This is a genomic window from Acetobacter sp. UBA5411 (genome assembly GCF_002409645.1).
In the GTDB taxonomy this organism is placed as follows: domain Bacteria; phylum Pseudomonadota; class Alphaproteobacteria; order Acetobacterales; family Acetobacteraceae; genus Acetobacter.
This window is the reverse complement of record NZ_DHNR01000045.1, coordinates 508-27,487: the sequence shown is the minus strand read 5'-3', so window position 1 is coordinate 27,487 and position 26,980 is coordinate 508. Positions and strand designations below refer to the sequence as shown.

At 58.0% G+C, this 26,980-nt stretch carries 24 protein-coding genes and 1 riboswitch; of the genes, 16 read left to right on the top strand and 8 right to left on the bottom strand.

From position 1 onward, the window contains the following. Nucleotides 1-12: 12 nt before the first annotated feature. From B3759_RS16735 to B3759_RS16685, 11 genes are all read left to right on the top strand, one after another. Nucleotides 13-2,925 (top strand): penicillin-binding protein 1A, encoded by a 2,913-nt coding sequence (locus B3759_RS16735; protein ID WP_291367776.1) that lies wholly within the window; start codon nucleotides 13-15, stop codon nucleotides 2,923-2,925. 158 nt (nucleotides 2,926-3,083) lie between these two features. Then, a protein-coding gene (gene prfB / locus B3759_RS16730) for a peptide chain release factor 2 (protein WP_132012048.1) occupies nucleotides 3,084-4,215 on the top strand; the annotation gives its coding sequence in 2 pieces (ribosomal slippage) (nucleotides 3,084-3,152 and nucleotides 3,154-4,215; 1,131 coding nt in all). Between the two features lie 527 nt (nucleotides 4,216-4,742). Then, nucleotides 4,743-5,405, top strand: coding sequence for an energy transducer TonB (locus B3759_RS16725; protein WP_291367773.1), 663 nt, complete (start codon nucleotides 4,743-4,745; stop codon nucleotides 5,403-5,405). A 63-nt stretch (nucleotides 5,406-5,468) separates the two neighbouring features. Continuing rightward, entirely contained in the window at nucleotides 5,469-6,446 is a 978-nt protein-coding gene (locus tag B3759_RS16720) for a MotA/TolQ/ExbB proton channel family protein (protein WP_291367771.1), read from the top strand. 2 nt (nucleotides 6,447-6,448) lie between these two features. After that, entirely contained in the window at nucleotides 6,449-6,871 is a 423-nt protein-coding gene (locus tag B3759_RS16715) for an ExbD/TolR family protein (RefSeq protein ID WP_291367769.1), read from the top strand. Between the two features lie 117 nt (nucleotides 6,872-6,988). Next, complete coding sequence (locus tag B3759_RS16710) at nucleotides 6,989-7,423, top strand: ExbD/TolR family protein (RefSeq protein WP_291367768.1); 435 nt, start codon at nucleotides 6,989-6,991, stop codon at nucleotides 7,421-7,423. 4 nt (nucleotides 7,424-7,427) lie between these two features. After that, nucleotides 7,428-8,669, top strand: a complete 1,242-nt coding sequence (locus B3759_RS16705) for a tetratricopeptide repeat protein (protein ID WP_291367766.1) — start codon at nucleotides 7,428-7,430, stop codon at nucleotides 8,667-8,669. A gap of 276 nt (nucleotides 8,670-8,945) precedes the next feature. Further along, nucleotides 8,946-10,334 (top strand): dipeptidase, encoded by a 1,389-nt coding sequence (locus B3759_RS16700; protein ID WP_291367764.1) that lies wholly within the window; start codon nucleotides 8,946-8,948, stop codon nucleotides 10,332-10,334. Continuing rightward, nucleotides 10,301-11,329 carry a 4-hydroxythreonine-4-phosphate dehydrogenase PdxA gene (gene pdxA / locus B3759_RS16695; RefSeq protein ID WP_291367762.1) on the top strand — a complete coding sequence of 343 codons (1,029 nt, stop codon included), beginning with the start codon at nucleotides 10,301-10,303 and terminating at the stop codon, nucleotides 11,327-11,329. The genes B3759_RS16700 and pdxA overlap by 34 nt, the downstream gene beginning before the upstream one ends. Beyond that, nucleotides 11,326-12,057: a pyridoxine 5'-phosphate synthase gene (locus B3759_RS16690; RefSeq protein ID WP_291367761.1), complete on the top strand. Its 732-nt coding sequence runs from the start codon at nucleotides 11,326-11,328 to the stop codon at nucleotides 12,055-12,057. The genes pdxA and B3759_RS16690 overlap by 4 nt, the downstream gene beginning before the upstream one ends. 81 nt (nucleotides 12,058-12,138) lie before the next feature. Continuing rightward, nucleotides 12,139-12,373: riboswitch (cobalamin riboswitch) on the top strand. 105 nt (nucleotides 12,374-12,478) lie between these two features. Then, nucleotides 12,479-14,602, top strand: a complete 2,124-nt coding sequence (locus tag B3759_RS16685; protein ID WP_291367759.1) for a TonB-dependent receptor plug domain-containing protein — start codon at nucleotides 12,479-12,481, stop codon at nucleotides 14,600-14,602. A 54-nt stretch (nucleotides 14,603-14,656) separates the two neighbouring features. Here the strand turns inward: B3759_RS16685 and B3759_RS16680 are convergent, their stop codons facing one another. Continuing rightward, complete coding sequence (locus B3759_RS16680; RefSeq protein ID WP_291367757.1) at nucleotides 14,657-17,221, bottom strand: TonB-dependent receptor plug domain-containing protein; 2,565 nt, start codon at nucleotides 17,219-17,221, stop codon at nucleotides 14,657-14,659. Between the two features lie 441 nt (nucleotides 17,222-17,662). On the opposite strand from B3759_RS16680, the gene B3759_RS16675 reads away from it, so the two are divergent. The 3 genes from B3759_RS16675 (at nucleotide 17,663) to B3759_RS16665 (ending at nucleotide 20,009) form a co-directional block, all read left to right on the top strand. After that, on the top strand, nucleotides 17,663-18,514 hold the full coding sequence (locus B3759_RS16675) for a 23S rRNA (adenine(2030)-N(6))-methyltransferase RlmJ (protein ID WP_291367755.1): 852 nt from the start codon (nucleotides 17,663-17,665) through the stop codon (nucleotides 18,512-18,514). After that, entirely contained in the window at nucleotides 18,511-19,479 is a 969-nt protein-coding gene (locus tag B3759_RS16670; protein WP_291367754.1) for an NAD(P)H-dependent glycerol-3-phosphate dehydrogenase, read from the top strand. Before B3759_RS16675 ends, B3759_RS16670 begins: the two co-directional genes overlap by 4 nt. Nucleotides 19,480-19,574: 95 nt before the next feature. Continuing rightward, nucleotides 19,575-20,009: a hypothetical protein gene (locus B3759_RS16665; protein WP_018307699.1), complete on the top strand. Its 435-nt coding sequence runs from the start codon at nucleotides 19,575-19,577 to the stop codon at nucleotides 20,007-20,009. Between the two features lie 11 nt (nucleotides 20,010-20,020). Here B3759_RS16665 and B3759_RS16660 read toward each other — a convergent pair whose 3' ends face one another. The 5 genes from B3759_RS16660 to B3759_RS16640 form a co-directional block, all read right to left on the bottom strand. Then, nucleotides 20,021-20,611, bottom strand: a complete 591-nt coding sequence (locus B3759_RS16660; RefSeq protein WP_291367751.1) for an IMPACT family protein — start codon at nucleotides 20,609-20,611, stop codon at nucleotides 20,021-20,023. Between the two features lie 6 nt (nucleotides 20,612-20,617). Next, nucleotides 20,618-21,172, bottom strand: a complete 555-nt coding sequence (rsmD, locus tag B3759_RS16655) for a 16S rRNA (guanine(966)-N(2))-methyltransferase RsmD (protein WP_291367749.1) — start codon at nucleotides 21,170-21,172, stop codon at nucleotides 20,618-20,620. Beyond that, complete coding sequence (locus B3759_RS16650; RefSeq protein WP_291367747.1) at nucleotides 21,172-21,948, bottom strand: pseudouridine synthase; 777 nt, start codon at nucleotides 21,946-21,948, stop codon at nucleotides 21,172-21,174. The genes rsmD and B3759_RS16650 overlap by 1 nt, the downstream gene beginning before the upstream one ends. Continuing rightward, nucleotides 21,942-22,697: a gamma-glutamyl-gamma-aminobutyrate hydrolase family protein gene (locus B3759_RS16645; RefSeq protein ID WP_010667387.1), complete on the bottom strand. Its 756-nt coding sequence runs from the start codon at nucleotides 22,695-22,697 to the stop codon at nucleotides 21,942-21,944. The genes B3759_RS16650 and B3759_RS16645 overlap by 7 nt, the downstream gene beginning before the upstream one ends. Before the next feature lie 71 nt (nucleotides 22,698-22,768). Beyond that, a complete protein-coding gene (locus tag B3759_RS16640) occupies nucleotides 22,769-22,909 on the bottom strand; it encodes a hypothetical protein (RefSeq protein ID WP_291367746.1) in 141 nt (46 codons plus the stop codon). A gap of 279 nt (nucleotides 22,910-23,188) precedes the next feature. Between B3759_RS16640 and B3759_RS16635 the strand changes: the two genes are divergently transcribed. Together B3759_RS16635 and B3759_RS16630 are read left to right on the top strand one after the other, a co-directional pair. Then, complete coding sequence (locus tag B3759_RS16635; protein ID WP_291367813.1) at nucleotides 23,189-23,623, top strand: nucleoside deaminase; 435 nt, start codon at nucleotides 23,189-23,191, stop codon at nucleotides 23,621-23,623. A 293-nt stretch (nucleotides 23,624-23,916) separates the two neighbouring features. After that, a complete protein-coding gene (locus B3759_RS16630; RefSeq protein WP_408736514.1) occupies nucleotides 23,917-25,464 on the top strand; it encodes a trypsin-like peptidase domain-containing protein in 1,548 nt (515 codons plus the stop codon). Between the two features lie 180 nt (nucleotides 25,465-25,644). Here the strand turns inward: B3759_RS16630 and B3759_RS16625 are convergent, their stop codons facing one another. Together B3759_RS16625 and B3759_RS16620 are read right to left on the bottom strand one after the other, a co-directional pair. After that, on the bottom strand, nucleotides 25,645-25,977 hold the full coding sequence (locus B3759_RS16625) for a DUF6525 family protein (RefSeq protein WP_291367744.1): 333 nt from the start codon (nucleotides 25,975-25,977) through the stop codon (nucleotides 25,645-25,647). Further along, nucleotides 25,970-26,980 (bottom strand): GTP-binding protein (locus B3759_RS16620; protein ID WP_291367742.1); only part of this gene is annotated, 1,011 nt, incomplete at its 5' end. The genes B3759_RS16625 and B3759_RS16620, both read right to left, overlap by 8 nt.

Below are 26,980 nucleotides of genomic sequence, written 5' to 3'. Positions count from 1 at the left end.
AGAGACCCGCATATGATATCCCGCCCGCTTTTTTCGCAGTCGATCTTCCGAAATCAGGCCCTCGCCGGTTTCCCGCAGTATTCTGAGGGATGGGGCGGTGTGCCTGGCGGCTCCATCGCACGGTCATGGGGCGCTCTGGTGGTGCAGGCGACAGGTCTTTCGGGCGATGGGAATGGCGGTGATCTGCGGGTTTCTTCCGATGATCGACTGGAAGGCGGTCATGGCGGAGGTGGGTCTGACGGCGGCGGCTCCGGGGGCGATGGCGGTTCCAAGCCACCTTTTTGGGGCGGTCCACCGCGTCGTCCGCGTTTCCGCATGTGGCGGAAACTGCTGGGAACGACTGTGGCCGTGTTGCTTCTTGGGACGGCGACGGCGGGCGTAGTCGTCTGGTATAAATATGCCGGTCTGGTGTCAGACCTTCCGACCGTCGAGGGTCTGCGGTCCTACCAGCCGCCGGTGATGAGCCGTCTGTATTCCGGCGATGACCGGCTCATTGCCGAACTGGCGGCGGAACGACGGGTCTTCGTGCCCTATTCGGCCATTCCGGATCGCGTGAAGAATGCGTTTCTGGCTGCCGAAGACCAGAAGTTCTGGTCCCATAAAGGGATCGATCCGGTCGCCATCCTGCGTGCGGGCCTGACGGATCTTTCTCGTGGCAAGGGACGGCGGCCGCTCGGGGCTTCGACCATCACCCAGCAGGTCGCCCGAATCATGCTGCTGGGCTCGAACGCCCTGTCCATGGAGCGCAAGGCCAAGGAGGCCCTGCTGGCTCTGCGGGTGGAGCAGGTGCTGCCCAAAGAGAAGATTCTCGAAATCTATCTCAATGAAATCTATCTCGGTGATGGCGCTTACGGCATTGGCGCGGCGTCGCAGGCCTATTTCAACAAGCCACTTGATCAGCTTGATGATTCCGAGGCTGCCTTTCTCGCGGCGCTTCCGAAGTCTCCGACTAACTACAATCCTTACCGTTTCCCGGATGCGGCGCGTAACCGCCGCAACTGGATTCTGGATCGTATGCAGGAGCTTGGCTGGCTGGACGCGCAGTCTGCCGAAGCGGCCCGACAGGAAGCGCTCGCTACGAAAAGCTTCCGACGCCCTGGACCAGCTCCCGGATCGGAGTGGTTCAGCGAGGAAGTGCGTCGTGAACTGATCGAGAAATATGGCGTGCAGCAGACCATGCAGGGTGGTCTGGACGTGCATACAAGTTTCGATCCCGCCTTGCAGACCTCCGTCACGGCGGCGCTGCGGGACGGGCTCATGACCTATGACCGTTCGCACGGTGGCTGGCGTGGTGCCGTAGGGCATCTTGATGCCGTTACGCGCAGCACGGCTCAGGATGAGGGCGCGTGGACCGCAGCACTGGCTGCCGCGCCGCATCCAAGCGGCATGCTGGATCGCTGGCGTCTGGCGGTTGTGCTGGATTCAGGAAACGGCAGTGTCGGCTGGCTTGAGAGCGGCACGCCTCATCGTGCTGCGTTGCTGGCGAAAGATCTGGGCTGGATGCGGGTCTATCGGGCGCTGCGTCCCGGCGATCTGCTGATGGTTGAGCCGCAGGCCGAGGGTGGTCGCGTTGCGATCCGTCAGATCCCGCGTGTCGAAGGCGCGGTCGTGACGATGGATGTCCACACGGGACGCGTGCTGGCCATGTCGGGTGGCTGGTCGTTTGAATCGTCTCAGTTCAACCGGGCCTCACAGGCGATGCGTCAGCCGGGATCGTCCTTCAAGCCGTTCGTCTATCTGACGGCGATGGAGCAGGGGATTTCCCCGTCCCAGAAGTTTGATGATTCCGCCGTTTCCTACGGAAGCTGGCACCCCAACAACTATGAAAAGGATTTCTGGGGCGCGACGACACTGCATGACGCTCTGAGAGAGTCCCGCAACCTCGTCACCATCCGTCTCGCCGCACATATCGGTATCAAGAGCGTCGCCAAGATCGCCGAGGATATTGGTCTGGTTCAGAACATGCCGCATGTGCTGCCAGCCGCTCTGGGTGCTGTGGAAACGACGGTGCTGCGCGAAGCCGGAGCCTACGCTTCCATCGCCAATGGCGGGCGCAAGGTGACGCCGACACTTATTGATGACGTGCAGGATCGCAACGGCCATATCCTCTGGCGTCCGGAGGGTCTGGCCCTGTCGTCTGCGGCTCAGCCGCAGGGCGCTGCTCCTGCTGGAAATGAACCGAACGCCGTGTTCCCGGATGCCGGTCAGGACGGTGATGCTGCACATTCATCACAACCTCCCGCAACGGCAGTGGTTCAGGAGACGGGGCAGGCGGATGTGCCCGCGCTGACGGACACACGCCCGGCTGTAAGCAGCGAGGCCAGTGCGTTCCAGATCACCACGATGATGCAGGACGTCATCAAACGCGGCACGGGCGTGCAGGCAGGCAAGGGGATCGACAACCCGATCGCGGGCAAGACCGGCACCAGTCAGGATTTCAATGACGCCTGGTTCGCGGGATATTCCGCCGATCTGGTTACAGTTGTCTGGATCGGGTTCGATCAGCCGCAGTCGCTTGGCAAGAATGAAACCGGCGGCACCATCGCAGGACCGATCTGGAACCGGATCATGAAGGTGGCGCTCGAAGGCCGGCCCAAACTTGATTTTCCCGTGCCTGAGGGTGTGACGCTCGTGCGTTATGACACCGGGCGCGGCGTAACAGTGGATGCGTTCAAAAACGATCAGGTGCCGGGTGATAGTTCCAGCTTTGCTGCCGGCACCCCCGGAACAGGCGAGTTGACGGCTGCGGATACTGGTGCGGAAAACCTGCCGGATTCCGAAAGTGATATGTCGTCTGGTGGGGCTCCGGGCGGTGCTTCCGGTGGCGGTGCGGTCAGTAGTGGGGAAGGTGGAAATCCTGCCCCGGCACCCGCGCCTGCCCAACAGCCCTCCGGCGGGGATATTGGTATGGGTGGTCTTTATTGAGGAGCCGTAGGTAGCCCTTTTCTGTCGATTGGACGAGTTGAAGCGGCTTTAACGGACCCTGTTTCCGTCTCCCGATCTGTCCAAGGGATGACAGCCGCGCCGCCTGCCTGTATTCAGCGCCGTTCAGATTAACCACGAGAGACGGAGTCACGGTCGCCATGTCCGCCGAGACAGAAGCGCTCAACGAGCAGATCAAGCAGTCGGTTGCGCTGCTGAGGAGGCATCTTTGACTGGGATGTCGCCCAGGGCAGACTTGCCGAACTGAATAACCGGGCCGAAGACCCGGATCTCTGGAACGATGCCGAGGCCGCGCAGAAGATGATGCGCGAGCGTACGCTTCTGGCCAACCAGATCGAGGGCGTGCAGAACCTCGAAAATGAGGTCGAGGATACGCTCGAACTCATCAGTATGGCCGAGGAAGAAGGCGACGCTGATATGGTCGCCGATGGCATGAAGACGCTCAACCGTCTGGCCGAAGAAGCCAAACGTCGGGAGACCGAAAGTCTTCTGTCGGGTGAAGCCGATTCGAACGACTGTTATCTTGAAGTGAACGCTGGCGCGGGCGGCACGGAGGCTCAGGACTGGGCCGAGATGCTGCTTCGGATGTACAGCCGCTGGGCTGAAGCCCATGGTTACAAGCTGACCATGATCGAAAGCTCGGAGGGTGAGCAGGCCGGCCTGAAGTCGGCGACGATTCAGGTTTCCGGCCCGAACGCTTATGGCTGGCTGAAGACGGAAGCGGGCGTGCATCGTCTCGTGCGGATTTCCCCGTTCGATGCAGCGGCGCGTCGTCAGACGTCCTTTGCCTCGGTATGGGTCTTCCCAGTGGTCGATGACACGATCGAAATTGAAATCAATGAAGCCGACCTGAAGGTCGATACATTCCGTGCTTCGGGCGCGGGTGGACAGCACGTCAACAAGACTGAGTCCGCCATCCGTATCACACACGTTCCGACCGGCATCATCGTGGCGTGTCAGACGGACCGTTCCCAGCATCGCAACCGTGCGACAGCCATGGGGATGCTGAAGGCCCGCATGTACGAGGCTGAACTGCAGAGGCGGGAAGCTGCCGCTGCCCAGACGGAAGCGGCCAAGACAGATATCGGCTGGGGACACCAGATCCGTTCCTATGTTCTGGCCCCTTATCAGATGGTGAAAGACCTTCGGACGAACGTCGAGAAGGGCAACCCGGATGCTGTCCTTGACGGCGATCTGGATGATTTCATGGCGGCATCCCTTGCCGCACGTGTTGGGGCGACACGCTCTGAAGCCAGCGCTTCTGCGCAGTAGAAGGATTGCAGATTTCCTACGTATGTGACGGAAATCTGCAAAATCTGAATCGTAAAATTAAATTTAGAGTGGCCCCTGCCTCATGTGAGGCAGGGGCTTTTTCTTGTATCCCGTAATTTTTATCAGATGGTCAGATTCAGAGCCTTCATGCGATGGGTGTCATAAGGGCGTTGCTCCAGTGTCTTGATATGACGATATAGAGATAATCTATGACGTTATATTTTTGGGGAAATTCGGCAAAGTTACGTATTGCCGCCGGAAAGCTCTTTCGATTAATATATCGAAATCGAAACATTTAGGATTCTGTATTGTGCAGGATAAATGCATGGGAAATGATTTGTGTAAGGAGAGGTTTGGCATCTTGACATCTGCCCCCGTCGATAGCCCAATCACGGTAATGCAGATGCCTCGCAGATGCGTCCCCCTGTTTTTTGCCAGAAAGCGAAGACAGGTCGGGTCGTCGTCTGTTGTCGCAGGAATGCATCAAGGTCGAGCCGTCTGACATCAGACCAGGGAGAGTTTCGAGTATGCTGGACTACGCGCAACAGCGACGTGACCCGACATTAAAGATTGCTGGCGTCTCAGGTGTCGCTGTGGTGTGCGGGATTCTTGGCGTGGTCTATTTTACCTGGAAAGATAAGGTGTCGGTGCCTGTCATACAGCCTCCGCTCAAGGCGACTGTTATTCCGGAGGTAAAACCACCACCGCCACCCCCACCACCGCCTCCGCCGCCGCAGATGACCTCGCCGCCTCCGCCATATGTGCCGCCCCCAAAGATCAAGGTGCAGCCGCCACCGCGTCCGGTCGTGCGTCATGTGACGCATACGCCGCCGCCCAAGCCCATGCCGCCGGCAAAGGCTGCGCCGACACCTCAGGTGCAGGCTCCTGTTGGTCCTCCGGTTCCGAACCATCTGGCAGGTTCCACGCCGTTGAATCACGTGGAACTGCATTATCCTGATGAGGCGCAGGATGAAGGGCGTGAAGGGCATGTCACACTTGTCTGTGACGTGGAGCCGACGGGAACGACCGATAACTGTACTGTAACAAGCGTCAAAGGCGGTCAGGACTTTGCTGCCGCAGCGCTGCAGTATGTTCGTAAATCCCGTTATCAGCCAGCTACCGCTAATGGTGTTCCGGTCAAGGAATTCCATCACACCTATACGATTACTTTCAGCCTGAGTGATAACTGACCGTATTTGAAACTGTGGCTGTTCGATAATGCTATGGTTCTACCAGATGAGGACACTGACTCGATGATCCGACTGCTACGCCGCCTGCCTTACTCCGCGCTGGCCATCCCGTCTCTGGCTGTTCTTCTGAGCACTGCGGCTCCAGTGGTGGCGCTTGCTCAGGATGCGGCTGCTCCTGCCGCATCAGCTCCTGCTCCGGATGCTGCTCCCCCGGCTGCTCCTGCAGCTGAGGCTCCTGCTCCTGCCGCTGCTCCGGCGGACGCACCTGCGCCGGCAGCTCCTTCCGAAGCTTCGGAAGCACCGGCCGCGCACGCTGCTCCGGCGACGGCTGTTGAAAATCCCTATGGTCTGGGTGCTCTGTGGGGCAACGGTGATATCATAGCGCGGTCCGTGCTGGTCATCCTCGTGGTGATGTCTCTCGGCACATGGTACATCATGATCACCAAGTTCCTCGAGCAGGCCAAGCTTTTTGCGGCTGACCGCGATGCGGCAAAGCACTTCTGGACCAAGCCTTCCCTTCAGGAAGGTGCGACTGCCCTGAAAGCGACATCGCCGTTCCGCTACATTGCAGACACCGGTATTGTTGCTGCTGAACATCACGAAGGCACGATGCAGGAGTCCATCGACCTGACTGACTGGACATCTTCCCAGATCCATCGTGCGGTTGATTCCGTGCAGAGCGATCTTCAGAGCGGTCTGGCCTTCCTCGGCACGGTCGGTTCCACTTCTCCGTTCGTGGGTCTGTTCGGAACGGTTTGGGGTATCTATCATGCGCTGACAGCCATCGGCATCGCTGGTCAGGCTTCCATCGACAAGGTTGCTGGTCCGGTGGGTGAATCCCTGATCATGACGGCAATCGGTCTCGGCACTGCTGTTCCTGCCGTGCTTGGCTACAACCTGCTTGTTCGCCGCAACAAGACAGCCATGGAGTGCATCCGCAACTTCGCTGCTGACCTTCAGTCCATCATGATCGGTGGTTTCCGTCATGGTTCTGTCCGTCCGGGCAGCAAGACCTCCTCCACTCCTGCTCAGGGCGCCTGATCATGGGGATGTCTGTAGGCGGAGGCGATGACGAGGACACCGTCCTCTCTGATATCAACACGACACCTCTTGTAGATGTCATGCTGGTTCTTCTCATCATCTTCCTCATCACCATTCCTGTGGCGACACATTCGGTGAAGGTTGACCTGCCTAAAGACGTCAATCAGCCAAGCAAGATCATGCCTGACAACATCACTCTGGCGGTCACGCCAGATGGTCAGGCCTGGTGGGATCAGAGCCCCATCCGTGATCATGCGGACCTGATGGCGAGGCTGGAAAAGGTTGCGGCGAAAAAGCCGCAACCGCAGATCATGATCCGTGGTGACGCCAGTGCCCGTTATGAGGCTGTCGGCAAGCTGGTAGCTGCCTGTCAGGAGGCAGGTGTGATGCGGGTCGATTTCATTATCGAGGCGCCTCATAACTGAGGCGTCCCGTGAAATGGCCTGTGCGTGTCAGGTGTGAGTATCGTTTGTTACCAATAAACTGCATCGCCTTGTATGAGTGTGGGCGATGCAGGGTTCAGCTGAGAAAGTGATTCTTCCATGGGTATGAATCTGGGTTCCGGAGGCGACGAAGACGAAGGTATCGTCGATATCAACACCACACCGCTGATCGACGTGATGCTGGTTCTCCTGATCATGCTGATCATCACGATCCCGCTTCAGACGCAGTCGGTTTCGATGAATCTGCCGCAGGGAGATCCGCCGCCTCCAACAGATCAGGAAAGCAAGGTCGTTAATGTCGTTATCGACTTTGATAATTCGATCACCTGGAACGGTATTCCCGTATCCAGTGAAGGCGATCTCGTTTCATTGTTCCAGTCGGCGGCTGCTGAGTCCGATCAGCCGGAAATGCATATTAACCCCAATCGCCTTGCAGATTACAAAACAGTAGCCCATGTTCTTGCCGATGCGCAGCGTCTGGGCATCAGGAAGCTTGGCATCGTCGGGCAGGACCAGTTTATGGGAGCACAGTAAGGTCATGACATTGCGGTTTATTCGTATTCCATTCGCAATTAGTGCCCTCTGTCTTGCGCCTCTCTGCTTTACGGCTGTTTCAATCGGTCATGCCGAGGACAATCTAAATCCGGCTGTCGCAAAATCCCTTGAGGCAGCGGGGAACGCTCTGTCGGCCCATAATTACACACAGGCCATGCAGGACGTGACGACTGCCGACAGCGTGTCGGGCAAGGGCGATTACGACTCTTACGTGATCGAGCAGATGCGTGGCGCCATTGCAGCGCAGTCGGGTGACCGAGCAGTGATGCAGTCGTCCTATGACAAGCTGATCGCTTCTTCGAGAACGCCCCGTGACACCAAGGCGCAGCTGCTTCAGGCCGAAGCGACCGTGGCCTATACAGCCAAGGATTATCCGGCTGCGGCTGCCGGGTTCGAGCGGTATCTGAAAGAGATTGGTCCGAACACGGATATCGAGAAATATCTCATTCAGGCCTACTATCTTCAGAAAGATTACGCCAACGCGGCCCGTGTGCAGAAAAAGCTGATCGACGAGACGCTGAAGGCGAAGAAACTGCCATCCGAAAATGAGCTGCTGATGCTGGCGTCCTGCCAGACGCAGCTCAAGGATACGGCAGGTCAGATGCACACCTATACAATGCTGGCCACCTATTATCCGAAGCCGGATTACTGGGAACAGCTGCTGCATAGCCTTGTCACCAACAACAAACTGCCCCCGGCGCTTCAGCTGGATGTGTATCGGATCCGTCTGGCTGCCGGTAATCTGAAGCAGCCGTCTGATTTTATCGACGCCGCTGAAATCGCTACTCAGATGGGACTGCCCCGCGTGGGTCTGGACATCATGTCGCAGGGTTACACGCTTGGTGTTCTGGGGCAGGGAGCCGGTGCCGACCGTCAGGTAAAGCTGCGTAACTTCATCAGCGCGGCAGCGGACAAGAAGCAGGCGTCGCTTGCAACGGACGAAGCGACTGCCGTGAAGGCGAAGACTGGCGATCAGCTTCTGTTCGCGGGTTATAATTACGTCTCGTTCGGTCAGGCTGATAAGGGACTTTCCCTTATGAAACAGGCGATCGAAAAAGGCGTGGTTGACGTTGGTATGGCACGGCTGAGACTGGGTGAAGCCCAGATGGATGCCGGTCAGACAGCTAACGCTATCGCGACGTTCCAGACGGTCGAAGGAGACAGTGCGGCGCATGATATCGCACAGCTCTGGATACTGAAGCTGAAAAGCGCCTCCAGTAAATAAACACAATACAGCGGTCCGTCGCATCGCCCGTTCATCTGGTGATACGAATGAGGCCGCTGTTCTTTCGAACTTTGATCAAGAGTTCGGGCACCTCATCTCATATTCTGAGCCAAAACTGTCGCTGTAAGATTTCCGCTTTCTGGAAGAGGTTGCCGCCAGCAGAGAGAAACCTCTCCCCACACATCGAAAAATTACGCAGACATTCCATAAGACTGTTTCCAGTGTCATGATGCTTCAGCCTCAGCGAGAAGGGGCGGATCAGACAGGAAGCACTCAATGCCCGCACCGATGGACGCTCTGCAAAAGGTCGATGACAATCTGGAAGCAGGGCTGGCGCGTCTTTTCGCGCTCCTGCGTATTCCGAGCATCTCGACGCAGACGTCTCACGCGAAAGACTGCCGCGCCGCAGCCGAGTGGCTGCAAGCAGAGCTGTCTTCGTTGGGTTTTACCGCCACCATCCATGAAACACCTGGTCACCCCATTGTCGTGGCGCGCAGCGAAGGACCAGCAGGCGGGCCGCACGTTCTGTTTTACGGACATTACGATGTGCAGCCGGTTGATCCACTCTCGCTCTGGAAGAGTGATCCTTTCGATCCGCAGCTTGTGACCAATCCCGACGGTACAAAAGAAATTCGCGCCCGTGGAGCGGCGGACGACAAAGGGCAGGTCATGACCTTTGTCGAGGCCTGCCGTGCCCTGATTGAAAGCAATGGCGCATTGCCCGTCGGGGTGACGATTGTGATTGAAGGCGAGGAAGAGTCGGGAGGTGAAAACCTTCTCCCTTTCCTCAAGGCGCATAGTGCAGAATTGAAAGCTGATCTCGCCCTGATCTGCGACACCGGCATGCTGGATGCAAAAACGCCCGCCATCACCACGATGTTGCGCGGCATGGTCGGTGAGGAAGTCACGATCATAGGCGCGGATCGTGATCTTCATTCGGGCATGTTCGGAAACGCTGCTCGCAACCCGATTCAGGTGCTGTGCGATATCATTGCGGGCCTGCGCGACGGCGCGACAGGCCGGGTCACGCTGAACGGTTTTTACGATGGTGTGCCGGAGCTTCCAGACAGTGTGCGCGAACAATGGCGCGAGATCGGTCCGACAGATGAAGACAGTCTCGGCGCTGTCGGGCTCCGTTGGCCAGCAGGCGAGCAGGGATATTCCGCGCTGGAACAGACATGGTGCCGACCAAGCTGTGAAGTCAACGGGATTTCCGGAGGATATGAGGAAGACGGTTTCAAGACCGTTCTGCCTGCCCGCGCGATGGCCAAGATTTCCTTTCGTCTAGTGGGCGAGCAGGATCCCGAAGCAATTCGCGCGAGTTTTCGTGAACACGTCAGGGCGCGGGTGCCGTCTGACTGCACGGTCGAATTCAAGCCGCACGGAGGTTCCCGCGCCAGTGTCGTGCCCTCTGACATGCCGCAACTTGCCAGCGCATTGACTGCGCTCACCGAGGAATGGGGGACGCAGGCCACTGTCATCGGTTGCGGTGGGTCGATCCCCGTTGTTGGTGAACTCAAGGAAGCTCTTGGTCTCGATACGCTTCTGATCGGCTTTGGCTTGGATGATGACCGCATCCATTCCCCGAATGAGAAATACAGTCTGACATCCTTTCACAAAGGCACCCGCTCATGGGTGCGCGTTCTGATGGCGCTCGCACAATGACACGTCTGCCTCTCGCTCTGACAATGGGCGATCCCGCCGGTATTGGTCCCGAGATCACTGCCGGGGCCTGGCATGCCTTGCGGGAAGGAGGGACAGTTTTCGCGTGGCTTGGTGATCCGGCGTGCCTGCCTGCTTCACTGCCTGTGAAAGAGATAGAAACCATTGAGCAGGCGGCATCTGTTTTCAGCAGTGCTCTCCCGGTTCTTCCGCTCAGTCTGTCCGCTCCGGTCCGAGCTGGCGTGCCTGATTCAGCCAATGCTCAGACGGTGATCGACAGTATTGCCCGCGCTGTTGGATTGGCGAAAGCGGGTGTTGCGGGCGGCGTTGTCACCAATCCCATCAGCAAGGCCGTGTTGCGGCGTGCAGGCTTTCCTCATCCCGGTCACACCGAATTTCTTGCCGAGCTCTGCCATGTTCCGGGCCGTGAAGTCATGATGTTGGCCAGCCCCATGCTGCGTGTGGTGCCGGTGACAATCCATGTTTCTCTGCGGGAGGCGCTTGATACGCTGAGTGAGGACATGATTGTCGAGACCGGCCTGACGACAGCTCTTGCCCTGAAACAGGATTTTGGTTTTGAGCGTCCGCGTCTTGCTGTTGCGGGGCTGAACCCTCATGCCGGGGAGGACGGGATGATGGGACGGGAAGAGATCGACATGATTATCCCGGCAATCGAACGTCTGCGTGCGAAAGGCGTTGAGGTTACTGGCCCGATGCCGCCCGACACGATGTTCACTGAAAGCGCCCGGCAGAAATATGACGCTGCTCTCTGCATGTATCACGATCAGGCGTTGATCCCCATCAAGACGCTCGATATGGCGCATGGGGTGAATGTCACGCTCGGATTGCCCATTGTTCGCACGTCGCCGGATCATGGCACAGCGTTCGATATTGCAGGGAAAGGGATTGCCGAAGCGACCAGTCTTGTCGCGGCGCTGCGTCTAGCCAGTGTTCTGTCTGAAAATCGTCTGAACCACAAAGAAGGATTGCTCTCATGACCCAGCGTCAGCGCCTTGGTGTGAATATCGATCATGTCGCCACCATTCGCAATGCGCGTGGGGGCATGCATCCTGACCCAGTCGAAGCTGCTCTGCTCGCCGTCAAAGCGGGTGCGGACGGGATCACTGCGCATCTGCGGGAAGACAGGCGGCATATTCGTGATGAGGATCTGATCCGTCTCAGCAATACCCTGCGTGCGCCGCTGAACATGGAAATGGCGGCGACAGAAGAAATGGTGGCGCTTGCCTGCAAACTGAAACCGAACGCCTGCTGTATCGTGCCGGAACGTCGGGAGGAAGTGACCACGGAGGGCGGTCTGGATGTCGCTGGTCAGATGGAAACTCTCTCTCCGATGATCAGAAAACTTCGGGAAAGCGGCATTCGGGTTTCCCTGTTTGTCGATCCTGATCCGGAGCAGATTGCAGCCTCCGCCTCCGTTGGTGCCGCCGTGGTTGAATTGCATACGGGTGCTTATGCGCACGGGAAGGACGGAGAGCTGGCCCGACTGAAAGCTGCGGCGAAGCAGGCGGCGGGTCTGGGACTGGAAGTGCATGCGGGACACGGTCTCAGCTTCGGTAATGTCGCGCCGGTGGCGGCCATTCCGGAAATTGTTGAGCTGAATATCGGACATTTCCTGATTGGACAGGCAATTTTTGATGGCCTGCCAGCCGTCGTGCAGGAAATGCGTCGGCTCATGGATGCGGCCCGCGCCAATCTGAACGTCTGACAAGACCCAGCACTGTGACGTGTGTGCCACAGTCTGTGTCCCGATCTCACAGCCGTGATTGACTCGTCGTAAACGGCCTGTAAACCACGTCCCCATGATGGTTCCCATATGGTGCGTGCACGTCACGTCCACGGGATGAAAAGGGAACCGGGTGCAGTGGTTTATCCACCTATGCCCGGACTGCCCCCGCAACTGTAAGCGGTCAGGATGTCCATCCGGCATCATGCCGGCCCACTGGAGGATTTGTCTCCGGGAAGGGAGTGTCATCCTTGTCACAGCCGCAAGTCAGGAGACCTGCCATCATACCGGATGTTGCGGACGAGACGTGTCGGACGGGGTGATCTGACAGGTTGGCAAGGCTGCGTGAAAGCGTGGACGACCTTTTGCTCGTGGCAACGCAGACAACCACGAGCCAACCACAATGCCTTTTCGCGCCCTCCTGTTAACCGGTGCCTCGTTTTTTTCCACGTTCCTGATCGCTGCTACCGCACAAGCTGCTGAGACTGTTGTGGACACGAAGAAAACCGCTGTCCCTCCGGTCGTCCGGAATGCTGACGTCCCGACAGTCCGCGCCATCCTCTCTGAACACACCGATAGCTGGCCTGAAACCATTACCGTGAGCGCCGCCCGTCGGCCGATCAAGGCGGATGAAATCGGCACGGCCATGACCATCATTACCGAGCAGCAGATTCAGACCCAGCAGCGGCGTTCCCTGTCAGATACTCTGGAAAGACAGCCGGGCCTGAATGTGGTCCGCACCGGAGGCATGGGCGGCACGACAGCCATCTATATGCGTGGCACCAATTCCAATGAGGTAAAGGTTCGCCTCGACGGAATGGATGTGAATGACGGCAGCAGCGCGTCCGGTGCGTTTGATCCGGCCCAATTCATGACGGACGGGCTGGGGCGGATTGAGATCCTGCGTGGTCCGCAGAGTGGTCTTTATGGCGCGGACGCCATGGCGGGCGTGATCGACATGACCACGGCGAAAGGGCAGGGGCGTATCAAGCCTTTCGTGCGTGTGGAAGGTGGCTCCTACGGCACGTTCAATCAGGCTTTTGGCGCACGCGGGAGCCTTGATCGCTTCCATTATAATTTCGAACTGTCGCACTACAGACAGGTCGGTTTCCACGCGATCCCGCGTTATATCGAACGCTATATCGGCAGCTTTTCGAACGTGACGAAAGAGCAGCGCGAACGCGGGAATACCTACGATAACCGTAGCGCGAATGTCCGTATGGATTACGATGTGACGGACAATTTCGATCTCGGTCTCACCTCGCGTCTGATGCAGAGCAATTATCGGTCATATGGCTCCTACGAGATGATGGATGAAGCTTACGGCGATGCCCAGCGCGAGCGTCAGCGTACGATCCAGAATGAAGCCATCGTGCGCGGCACGGCGCATTTGCGCTCATGGGGTGGCCTGTTCGATCAGGTGATCGGACTTGGTTACATGACCAACTGGCGTAACTTTACTTACACCGGCACGGGTGAGGACGGAGGATCTCGTCTGTATGACCCGACCTATTATCGGTCCTCACGTCTGAAAGTTGATTGGCACGGCACGCTGGATCTCAAGAAATATGGTTCGTTTCTGGTAGGTGCGGAACATTTCCATGATACCTATTATGGCAACCAGAGAGATGGTACGGGCACGAATGACGCGCCGTACAGCGACCGCGCCAGCATGGATACGACAGCAGGCTATGGTCAGTATCAGGGTAACTGGAATCAGATCCTCTACGGTGCAGCCAATGTCCGTTATGATTCAAACTCCCGCTACGGACATTATGTGACATGGCGTGTGGCGCCCGCGATCCATATTCCCGGCACAGGAACTGTCATCAAGGCGAGTGCGGGTAGCGGTTTTCATGGGCCGTCTCTCTATCAGCTTTTTGGAAAGCTGAACGGTAGCTACTACAACTATCAGGGCAATCAGAAGCTGAGAGCGGAACGCCTGATCGGTTACGATGTGACTGTTGAGCAGAAGCTGGCACATGATCGAGTGCATTTCGGTGCGACATGGTATGAAAATCATGTTCATAACTTGATCCAGTCAACGGCGACCTATTCCGGCTATACTTCGACCTATTCCTACGCCAATGTGGATCGTGCCCGCATGTTCGGCGTCGAGGCGTTCCTGAACTGGAAAGCACTCGATAATCTCGAATTCAATCTCAACTACACCTGGACGCACGCACGCGACGCGACGGATGACCAGCCGCTCCAGCGTCGCCCGCAGCATAAGTTCAACTTCAACACGACATGGAAGCCGATCAAGGATCTCACCCTGTCCGGCAATATCCTCTATGTCAGCGGCTGGCGCGATTATCCGGTCTACGCGGCGAGTGGCAGCTATTGCGAGATATGCGCCAAGGGGCATGGCTATTTCACCATTGACGTGGCGGCAAACTACCAGATCAACCGTTTCCTGTCGGTCTTTGCCCGGGCTGATAATCTGCTGAACCGTCAGTTCGAAAACCCGGTCGGTTATCTACAGCAGGGACGCGCCGGTTACGGCGGATTTACGCTGAGCTACTGAAGCGTTTTCGTAAATGCATGTCACACAGGCTGTTTTCCTGTGTGACATGCGTCTTCAGAGCGACAGATCAGCGCGCAGATAATAAAAGCCGCCATTCATGCCAAGCTGTGATGTGCTCATGTAATATTGCGGCACACCGAGATAGCGATTGCCGTCCGGCACGCGGCTTGGGCGTTTGTCGAAGAGATTATTGCCGCCAATCGTGAACGAGAGCTTCGGCATGACGTGATAGGTCACTTCGAGATTCGTCACGAATTTCGGCGAGTTTCGGAAGGGTAGAAAATCCGTGCTCGAAAGCGCACTGGAGTTCGTAGCCCCTGTGTAATAGGTCAGTTCCGACGTCGTCTGACCCCAGCGGATTTCGTGGAGACCGACAGTCAACTTGCCGTCGCCGCTGTTATACCGGCCTCCCCAGATCATCTTGCTGCGTGGATAGCCTGTGGTGATGTAGGCGATGGATTGCGCTGTCAGCAGGTTATTGCCCTGTGCATCGGTGCCCTGATGGGTCAGGCGCGTGCGGTTGAGGTTGATGCCGACATCCCAGTCGATACGGCCGTAATCGCCCAGACTGGTCGGGTAGGTGGCCGTGATGTCGAGGCCCTGCGTGCGCGTGCTGGCGACGTTGGCGAACCAGTGGGTGGAAAGAGAGGCCGAACTCCAGCTTGCGGCTTCGGAGGGTAACTGGAAGCCGTTAGCGTTGAGCGCGGAAATGGCCTGATCACCATAAACGTTTCCGCCCGGCAGGATCTGGTCACGCAGATTGATCTGATAGACGTCCGCTGTGATGTGAAGTTTCTTGACGGGCTCAATGATGATGCCACCCGTCGCGCTGGTGGAACGCTCCGGCTTGAGGGATGTGGCTCCATTTGCCAGCGCGCCCGGCGAGTTTGCGCCGATGATGCCGCGTGCGGCTGTCGGAGAGAGCGCGACGGAGCTGTAATATTCCTGAGCAAGCGTCGGGGCATGGAAACCGTTCGAAATGGTGCCACGGAAACCGAGCCAGGGGAGTGGATCGTAACGGAGCGCCGCCTTGCCGGTCTCGGTGTCGGAGACATCCGTATAATGCTCGTAACGGCCTGCCAGATCGAGTTGCAGATTTTTGGCCAGATGCGTGGCCACGTCGATATAACCGCCGACGACATCACGGCTGAAATGGCCTGCATTCTGGTAGGTGGTGCCGGAAAGGGCGTCTGATCCGGAGCCATAGGTCGAAGCAGCCGAACCGGTGCCGATGGCGTAACTTTCATAGCGATAGGTCGCGCCGCCTGCCACGTTGATAGCGTGGGGCCACCCGTCAATGTGAAAAGACTTGCTCAGATCGAACGTATTGCTCCACATCTCGTTGTTGTAGCCCTGCACCATAAAGGCAGTCGGCGTCTGTCCCGTGGCTGCTGCCAGAGAGTAGTTGGCTGAGTTTTTCAGTCCGATATCGTTGTAATCACGGCCATAGACGGACGAGAGATCCCAGTGCCAGTGATCCACATCGCCTTTCAGGCCCGCTGTGACTTCCCAGTCATTTTCATCAAGTGTTTCCAGCGGTGAATAGCCGTTGGGATAAATCACTGCATAGGCTGGATATTTCGCCAGAGAGGAGGCGGTCCGGTAGTTCTGGTAGCTCTCGGCATGACGATGCGCGTACGTTGCGACGGCATAGGCTTCGATGAAGTCAGTCAGGTGGTAGCCTGCGGTGATGGAGACGCTTTCGCGGGTCTGTTCGGGCTGGCCAAGAAGTTTGTTGATCTTGGACTGCGTGCGCAGGTCATCGGCGCTTCGATAGGTATGATCCTGATGCAGGAAATCACCACTGACATGCACATAACCGCGTGATCCGAGTTGCGCGCCGCCATCAAGGTAAATGCCCTGCTGAAATCCGTCACCGGCGGCTGTAATGCCCGATATGGAGCGGGCGTGAAAACCGTGATCGGTTTTCTTCAGAATGATGTTGACCACACCTGCGACGGCATCAGAACCATACTGGGCCGAGGCACCGTCTCGCAGAATTTCAACATGATCGATGGCGGCCATCGGAATCATGTCGATATCGACGGGCGTCGCCCCCTGTTGAGGGCCGGGGTCTGCATAAATATTGGCCGTGGTGTGGCGGCGTTTTCCGTCAACGAGCACGAGCGTTTCGTTGGGACTCAGACCGCGGAGGCTGAAGGAATCCGTCAGTGCACCGCTGTCGAACCCACCCGTCGGCATGGTCAGAGACGGCACAAGCTGGGTGAGGGCTTCTCGCAGATCAGGCATGCCGGTTTCGGCAAGCTGTCGGGAGGTGACAATATCGATGGGCGAGACACTGTCGCGGGCCTTTTTTCCCGTCTCACGTGTGCCGGTCACGATGACCGTCTCACCGCTGTCTGCGGCCTTTACTGCGGTGATTGGGGCTTTCTGTGACGGCGCTGAGAAAACCGCAGACTGCCTGCTGCTTGCGAGAGGATGAGCGGCGGACGGTTTCCGTTTTGTCGTTTTGGTTGTGACCGTTGAGGACGAAGCGGAGGGCGCTGCATTCGCCTGAGTTGAGGCTGCGTCTGTCAGGATGAACGTGCTGGCAAGCAATCCCATGGTTTTGAAATTGAAATGCAAAAATCCATAGGGTCGTTTCAGGTCAAAAGTCATGACAGATATTCCGCAGGTGATTTCGCCTATTCGATATGCGTATAGATCAAAAAGCAATAAACTACATTTAACTATCGTAAAATGTATAATTTAATGTTGCATGATTGCAACGCCATTGTGTCTGGACGTGACCGTCATGGGAGAGTGAGGCCGTGTATGTGACGGCTATAATAAACGCTTATGAGAACTGTATATTTTGCGAGATGTCTTCGAAGAACGCTTTTCGTGAGTTGAAATCTGGTGATCAGAAAACCAGAAAACGTTCTTGAGTGACAACAATTTATAAAACTGCATCCACAAGGGATCTATTGTTGTGGGATTTAAGCCACAGGCGTGCCTCACGCAAAGCATTCTGTGCCGGTTTCTGTGTGGCGATTTGATACGTCGATGAGCTGTGCAGGGCATGTTTCAGCGTAGGTCATCGACTGCTATAGCGTCGGGATGAACTACCGCCATGTCTACCACGCAGGCAACTTTGCCGACTGCATGAAACACGCGCTGCTGACAGCCCTGCTGCGTGCTCTCAGTCGTAAGAATACGCCGTTTTCTGTCCTCGATACCCATGCGGGGATCGGCCTGTACGATCTTTCCAGCCCACAGGCGGAAGCAACAGGTGAGTGGCGGGAGGGGATTGGTCGTCTTCTTGATCTGCCCCCCGACACACCGGACCTCGAACCACTGAAAGACTGGCTCGCACTCGTGCGGCAGGTGATGAAGGAATATGCCGGGAAAATGGTCTATCCCGGCTCGCCGGAGATTGTCCTGCGTGCGCTACGTCCCGGCGATTCACTGGTCTGCTGTGAACTGCATCCGGAAGACCAGCGGGCGTTGCGACGTCTGTTCCACAACAACCCTGCGGTCTCAGTGCATCACCGCGATGCGTATGAAGCCGTGACGGCCCTGTTACCGCCCAAGACCGCCAAGCGGGGGCTGGTGCTGATCGATCCGCCTTTCGAAGAACGGTCCGAGTTCACTGATCTCGTCAAGGCCGTGACGACAGCGCGCCAGCGTTTCCCGACAGGCATTGTGGCGGTCTGGTATCCAATTAAGCATCGTTCTCCGCCGAGAGCGTTTTTCCACGCGTTGCAGGATGCCGGGCACAGAAATCTGCTGAATCTGGAACTGAGCATTCGCCCGCCGCTCGATCCCGGACTGTTGAACGGCTGTGGTCTGCTGATCGCCAATCCTCCCTTCAAATTTGATGAGGAAGGCACTGCCATTCTCTCCACACTGTGCAAGTATCTCGGGGATGGAAACACGGAATCCCTTGTGGAGTGGATTGTACCGGAATGAAGCGGATTGCAGTCATCGGGGCAGGGTCATGGGGCATCGCACTGGCGCTACAGGCGGCACGCGCCGGGGCAGCAGTACAGTTGTGGGCACGCAATCCGGCGGCAAGGTTGCCAAATGGTGCCATGCCCCGTCTTGCGGATCATCCGCTCCCTGAAACCGTCACCGTGACAGACAGTCTGGTGATGGACGCGGATATGGTCCTGTCCGTCGTCCCGATGAAGTATTTCGCTTCCGTCCTGAAGCATGTGCAAACGTCGGCACCGGTTGTTCTGTGCTGCAAGGGTGTGGAGCCGGACAGTCTGCGTTTCCCGCTCGATATTCTGAAAGACACGCGTCCCGATCTGAACGGCGCGATCCTCTCGGGGCCGAATTTTGCTCATGAAGTAGCGGATGGTCTTCCCGCCGCCGCCGTGATCGCCGCTGCACAGCCGGGACTGGCCCGTTCTCTGGCTGATCTGCTCGGAACGCCGCGTTTCAGGCTTTATGACAGCACGGATATTGCTGGCGTCCAGCTCGGTGGAGCGGCAAAGAACGTCATCGCCATTGCGGCGGGTGCCACTATCGGGGCCGGACTTGGTGAGAACGCCCGTGCGGCGCTTGTGACCCGTGGACTGGCCGAAATCAGTCGTCTGGCAGAAGCTCTGGGTGGACAGGCAGTCACGATGGCAGGACTGGCTGGTGTGGGGGATCTGTTGCTGACCTGCACCGGAGGGTCATCCCGCAATTATCGGGTCGGGCTGGCGCTGGGGCAGGGAAGCACGCTGGAAGAGACTTCCGCAGCGCTCGGCGGAGGCGTAGCTGAAGGGGTTGCGACCGCCGGAGCACTCGCTGCACTGGCGCGCCGGAAAGGTGTCTCGGTGCCGATCATTGATTCTGTCACTGATCTTGTCGAAGGCCGGGCTGATCTGGAAACCGTCATGACCTGTCTGCTGACGCGGCCGGCAGGGCCGGAAGCGCATTTCTGACGAGCCTGTGACGGGATTAAAATTTTTTACAAACGCTTTCTGGTTTCCTTGATGGTAGCAGGGGAAGAAAGCTGAGCCTGCAAAAGGAGGAAACCTTGAAACGATCGCGTTACTGGCTGTTCCTGCCTGTCCTCGCTGTCTCTGGCTGCATGTCCGCCCAACAGGAAATCACGCAGAAGGAAGACCATCTGGCTGCGGCAGGATTTATTCTGAAACCGGCCAATACGCCTGAGCGGGCAGCGATGCTGACCCGCCTCCCGGCTCACCGTTTTCTGCGGCGGGACAAGGGTGATCTTGTCACTTATGTCTATGCCGACCCGACTGTGTGCGACTGCCTTTATGTCGGATCGCAGCAGGCTTATGCGACATACCGCGCCAATCAACAGGCGCAGTATCTGGCTGACGAAAACCGTATGACTGCCGAATCCTACGAAGATTCCTCATGGAATTGGGGAATGTGGGGGCCTTGGGGCGGCGGTCCGGGCTATGGTTATGGTCCGGGTTGGTGGGGGCCGGGAATGGGCTGGTAACGACCAGTCCGTTAGTCCTCTTTTTCGGTCGCCATGATCCGTCCGCTGGTCATGTCGGCCAACCGGTGGGTGACATCCTCAACCTGCTGAACCGGAACAGCCACAACATAGGCTGCGCCCGTCGCATCGAACTCTTCGCTTTCGACGACAGCATTCAGAGCGGGAAGGCGTGAGCCGACCAAAGCAAGATCGCTGAACGGGCAGTGGAATTTCAGCCGGGTGCGTTCGATCACCTCGACACGTTCCGCCAGCCGTAGACACTCCGCCGCCGTTCCGCCATAGGCCCGGACTAGCCCTCCCGCGCCAAGTTTGACGCCGCCGAACCAGCGCGTGACGACCACGACAACCTTGTCCAACCCTTGCGTCTCGATCACTTGCAGGATGGGGCGTCCTGCCGTGCCGCCCGGTTCGCCTGCGTCATCGCTGCGATAGCGGTTGCCGATCTTCCACGCCCAGCAGTTATGGGTAGCGTCGGGGTAGGAAACGTCCCGGATGAAGGCCATGGCGGCTTCTTCGGTCTCAACCGGAAGAGCCATTGCCAGAAAACGGCTTTTCTTGATTTCCTTCTCGAAATCCGCCCGTCCGACCAGCGTCTCGACCATTCCCGATCAGCCCTGTCGCCATACCCACAGGCGTGCGGCGCCATGCGCCCGTTCGGCCAGAATCTCCGCACCCTCCACCGGCATCGGTTCGTCCCGTCCGGTTTCCGTGACGATCAAGGTACCCGGCGCGATCCAGCCCATAGATGTAAGAGCAGTGAGCGCCTGAGCGGGCAGGGACTGACCATAAGGCGGGTCGAGAAACACCAGATTGCAGGCTGTTGTGGTCCGAGGTGGTTTCAGGACCGTCGAGGCCTGAATGCGGCTCACGCCCTGCATCTGACAATCGCGCACGTTTGCTCGCAAGGCAGCCAGAGCGGGGCGGTCCACTTCAAAGAACGTGCAGAAAGCGGCTCCGCGTGACAGCGCTTCCAGACCAAGCGCCCCTGTTCCGGCAAAGCCATCCAGCACATGAGCGCCTTCAACGCAGTCCCGGCCACCCCACGGCGCATGAAGCAGCATGTCGAACAGGGCCTGTCTTACGCGGTCAGCCGTGGGGCGGGTCGCCTTGCCTTCGGGTGCTGTCAGAGTCCGCCCGCGTCGTATCCCGGCGATGATCCGCATCAGCCGCGCCGCTTGGTGTCGATCTCCACATCGCGTGGAATCTGCGCCTTCATGACACGCGCTGGCACTTCCTCCAGCTCTCCTGGCTTGAGCTCGCCAAGAGGGAACGGGCCGTAGGACGTGCGCAACAGACGGCTGACATGAAGATTCATGGCCGACATTACGCGACGGATCTCACGGTTCTTGCCTTCTCGCAGGGAGACGGTCAGCCACGCATTGTCACCCTTGCGAGAGTCGAGCGAGGCTTCGATCGGGCCGTATTTCACGCCCTCAATGGAGCAGCCTTTGGCCAGTCCAGCGAGCTCGCGCTCGTTCACCACGCCGAATACGCGCACGCGATAGCGCCGCAGCCAGCCGTTTGAAGGCAGTTCCAGACGACGGGCCAGAGCACCGTCATTGGTCAGCAGCAGCAGGCCTTCACTGTTCAGGTCAAGTCGTCCCACACTGACGACGCGCGGCATACCTTCCGGCAAAGTCTCAAAGACTGTCTTGCGGCCTTCCGGATCGCGATGCGTTGTCACCAGCCCGTCCGGCTTGTGGTAGCGCCAGAGACGGGTGTGCTGTGGTCCCTCAACAATGTTGCCGTTAACGGCAACGACATCGGTGGAGGTCACGAACGTCGCCGGATGTTCCACAACAACGCCGTTCAGCTTGATGCGGCGTTCGGCGATCATGCGCTCGATATCGCGGCGGCTGGCCACGCCACTCCGGGCCAGCCATTTTGCGATACGATCACCGCGTGCTTCTGTCGTGTGTTCGTTACTGTCGTCTACCATACACCGTCTCCCGACACTGTTGCGTTCTGCGCAGCCTCAACAAAGGCCGTAAATAACGCGAGATCTCCCGGATCTATAAGAAATTCCGGATGCCATTGCACCCCGACACAGAAACGTGCCGATGGGTCTTCTATTGCTTCGATGATGCCATCTTCTGCCCGCGCGGACACTCGACCGCGTCCCGGATCACGGACGGCCTGATGGTGCGAGGAATTCACCGCCATCGTGCCACGCCCGACAATTTTCCCGAGCAGGGAATAAGGTTCGATGGTGACAATATGCCCGGCCTGATCGCGTGGATTCGGCTGCTCATGGGGGAGAGCATCGGGTTGTTCGGTCGCAATGTCCTGAATCAGTGACCCATCCAGTGCGGCGGCGAGAAGCTGCATGCCCCCACAGATACCGAGTACTGGTATATCCCGCTCCATGGCCGCTTCCAAAAGCGCCATTTCCGATGCGGTGCGACCCGGCTTCAGTGTGGTTGTGGCTTCACTCCGGTCTTCGCCGTAGAGCGCGGGATCAATGTCAAACGCACCGCCCGTGACGATCAGTCCGTCCAGACGATCGAGAATCTTGCTGGTCAGACAGGGTGCGTAGGGGAGCGCTACAGGCAGACCGCCAGCCTTGATAACGGCGCCCATATAGTTTGCACGGAGGGCGTACCACGGAAACGCGGAATATTGCCCTTGGCCGCCCGGTTCCTGATCGAGTGTGACCCCGATAAGGGGCATGGGAGCGAATGAATCCATGTCGCTCCCATTAAAGGAAACACCCGCTGACGTATATGGCGGTGAGCCTTATACGTCAGGGACTGCTGAAATCAGAACTGTGACTTGTCGCTGTGGTGATGAGCACGATCAACCTTGACGGGCACAGGTTCCTGTTTTGAATGAATATGATCTGATGCTGCAAAAGCCAGGCCGATGGTGGCGGCGGCAAGAACCAGTGTCAAACTCTGCATGACCTTTCCCCCTTCCACGCTTGCCGATGTCAGGACGACATCGGTAGCCAGTGATAATCCAGTCCGGCATCCCCAAATTCCGTCGTGATCACGATGGAGAATTGTTACAGGCCGTGATACGCACTGTGACAGAGAAAAAGTTAAGGAATCAAGCGAAAAACGTGGTCTCTGACATTTTTTCGCCACAAAAAATTCCCGGTTGGGTCTCTGCTATTGAAACAGAACGTGAAGAAGACCTCACACTTAAGACATTCCGGCGGGCTCCAGCCCTGTTTCGGCATGGATCTGGCGCTGGCCGAAGCTCGTTCTGCCGCCCGGCGCGGGGAGGTACCGGTCGGTGCCGTCATTCTGTCGGCAACAGGTCTTCCGCTGTCTGCCGCCGGAAATGAGGTCGAGGCGCGGCACGATCCGTCAGCACACGCCGAAATGCTCGCCATGCGAAAGGCGGCTCAGGTCATTGGCTCGACACGGCTGGATGACTGCACGCTTGTCGTCACGCTGGAACCGTGCCCGATGTGCGCGGCGGCGGCGGTGCATTTCCGTGTGAAGCGAATCATTTTCGGCGCGTATGACCCGAAAGGCGGTGGGGTTGATCATGGACCGCGTGTCATTGATCACCCAACCTGTCTGCGTCATCCGGAAATTATTGGTGGCGTGAGGGAGAGAGAGAACAGCCTGCTCCTGAAAGATTTTTTCAGACAGTTGCGTGGCTGAGATCAGTGTAACCTTTTGAACCCGACATTCCGGGATGACCAAACATTAATACTTTTCCGTAACGGATCATTGCGCCCGGGGCAGCGGGGTTTTCCGGGAATTTGTCCCGCTTTCCGATGCAGTCGCGCCGGAGGGAAGTAACGGACGTTTCATCTGGCCGTATGGATGACGTTTGGTGATCTGCGGCAATTTCCCTTTTGTATCAAGGAGACGGATTGCTCTTGCGAGCATCTCCGACCATCATCGCTCGGGGTCGCAAGACGACCCGGTTCAAGGGATTTATCGGAAAAGACATGCCAGTAAAGAATTCGTCGATCCGCCAGACCCGCAAGCGTTTCATGACGACAGCCGCCGTCATGGCGGGTCTCGGAACCATCGCGCTTGCATCACCTCTCGTTCCTGATCTGATTCCATCGGCTCTGGCCGACGCGCCCGGTCCCATCCAGCCGACCAGCCCAAACCGGACCATCCCCGATTTTGTGACGCTGGTGAAACAGGTGAAACCCGCTGTCGTCTCCATCACCGCCATGATTCGTCCGGATGCTGGCGAGGGCGAAGATCAGGGCATGCAGCAGTCGCCTTTTCCCTTTCCTTTTCCGTTCCAGATGATGCCGCAGCAGCGTCAGACGGTGGAAGCGCGTGGCTCGGGCTTTATCCTTTCCGCTGACGGTTATGTCGTGACCAACAATCATGTGGTCAAAGGGGCGACAAAGGTTACGGCCACGCTTGATGACGGCACCACCCTGCAGGCCCGCGTGATCGGTCGTGATCCGAAAACCGACATCGCGCTGCTCAAGCTGAACAGCACCAGAAAGCTGCCGTTCATTGAGCTTGGTGAGTCCGATGATGTGCAGCCGGGCGAGTGGGTCATCGCCGTGGGTAACCCGTACGGGCTGGGCGGCACCGTCACGGCGGGTATCGTTTCCGCACTGGGACGCGATATCGGCGATGGGCCGTATGACAATTTCTTTCAGGTCGATGCGCCGATCAATCGCGGCAACTCCGGCGGCCCGCTCATCACGCAGGACGGCAAGGTTGTTGGCGTGAACACCGCCATCTTCTCGCCGTCAGGTGGATCGATCGGCATTGGTTTCGCCATTCCTTCCGATACCGTGAAAACGGTGGTGTCGCAGCTTCAGAAGACTGGTCATGTGACGCGCGGTTATCTCGGGGTTGAAGCGCAGGTCATCTCGCAGTCCATGGCGAGTGCGCTGAACCTGAAACCAGCCAGCCCGGGTGCGCCGCCTGCTGGTGCGCTTGTCGCCAACATCACGCCTGACAGTCCTGCAGCCAAGGCGGGCGTGAAAGCAGGCGATGTGATCGTCAAACTGAATGGCAAAACGGTTGAGACGCCGCATGCCCTTGCCGTGAAGGTTGCGGCCATTACGCCAGGGACAGACGCGACGCTCACGGTGCTGAGGAATGGTGTGTCGAAAGATCTCACTGTCCACATTGTGAATCAGTCCACTGCCAATAGTGCGTCGTCCGCTGGTGCGGGAGCGCATGGTGAGAAGATCGGCGTGAGCCTGCAACCGCTGACCAGCGATATCCGTCAGCAGCTTGGGCTCGATCATTCCGTGCATGGCGTGGTGGTGTCGGATGTGCAGCCCGGCTCCCCGGCCGATCAGGCTGGTCTGCGTCCCGGCGATCTGATTCAGGCCGTCGGAGAACAGGCGGTCGAAACGCCGTCCGCGACTGTTTCCGCTGTCTCGGCAGCCTTGAAGGCGCGTCACGCTGTCATGCTGCGGATTCTGCGCGATGGTCAGTCGCTGTTTGTCGCTGTTTCTCTGGATGGAAACAGCGACAATAATGCTCCGTCCTCTGATGATGACGGCCAGTAAAATATAGCGGGTCTTCCCTTCTGTTTGAGGAGGGAAGGCTGGTTTTAACATGGTGGGCGCACAGACATTTTCTGTGCGCCCATTTTTTTAACATCCGGGATCAAAGGGACTGTGTCCCTTTGTGGGGTTCTGGGCAAAGCCCCCCAACCTGAAAGAGGAGACCTAAAGTTTCGTATCGGCCTACCGTAAAACAGGCACTGCTGCTGCGTCATGGGGCAGAGTCATGCCATACGTCTCGCCATAGCGTGCGGCGAAGGCCTCCCGTTCCAGCCGCTCACAGTAATCGAGATAGCGGAGCAACGCCCGCTCGGCCCGTGCCGTGCGTCCGTAAATCCGTTTGTAGTGTCGCCAGAGGATCATCACGTTGACCGACCATGCGTCATAAGCATGTTCCGTCACGCGCCTGCGGATGCTTGTCGGCAGCGCGTCGAACGCCGCCCAGTCATCCCCGTCATAACGACGCCACATCTCGTGACGAAGGGTCCGTTCGTTACTGGTTGCGCTTTCAGGCATCTTCCAATGCCTCCTGCTGCCCCCAAGTTGGGAAAGGGTCTGGCAGATGCGCGAAGAGCAGTGGATCGAACCGGTCTTCTTTCAGGTCGGGCACAAGACAGGCGTTCAGGGCAGCGCTGATAGCGGCCTCATCCATCTCGGCTGTGCCGATAAAGACGATTTCCTGTCGTCGGTCCCCGTAAACTGGGTCCCATTTCGAAAAGAGATGGTCGCGCCAATCAGCGTCGTCAGGCCAGTGTTCTTTCGGGATGGTTGCCCACCAGCGTCCGAGCGCCTGTGTGCGCACCAGCGCGCCCGCCTGACCCAGTTCTCCCACCCATTCAGGGCGTGTCGCCAGCCAGAAATGGCCTTTTGCCCGGATGACGCCCGGCCATATGCTGTCGATGAAGGCTTTGAAGCGGTCCGGCACCAGAGGACGCCGCGCCCGCCAGACAAAGGTGCGGATTCCGTATTCTTCGGTTTCAGGGATGTGGTTCTGAAATCCGAACAGTTCCTTGTACCAAAGCGGGTGCTTGTGGGCCTTGTCGTAATCGAACCGATGGGTGTCCAGAATCTGTGCGGAGGGAACGACGCCGTGATCCGCTTCGACGATGTCAGCATCAGCGTTGAGCGCCTGAATGATCTTCCAGGCCGCATCACGCTGTTCCGGTGTGGCGCTTGAAACCTTGTTCAGCACGACGACATCGGCGAATTCGATCTGTTCGACCAGAAGATCCACAAGAGCGCGGTCATCGCCTTCGCCAGCGGTCTCGCCACGGTCGTGCAGGAAGTCCGTGGAGCTGTAATCTTTCAGCAGGTTCACGGCGTCCACAACCGTCACCATTGTGTCGAGCCGGGCAATGTCGGACAGACTTTCGCCTGCCTCATCTCGAAATTCGAAGGTCGCTGCGACCGGAAGAGGTTCCGCAATACCGGTCGATTCAATCAGCAGGTAATCAAAACGTCCTTCCTCTGCGAGCCGCCGGACTTCCTGAAGAAGATCGTCGCGCAGCGTGCAGCAGAT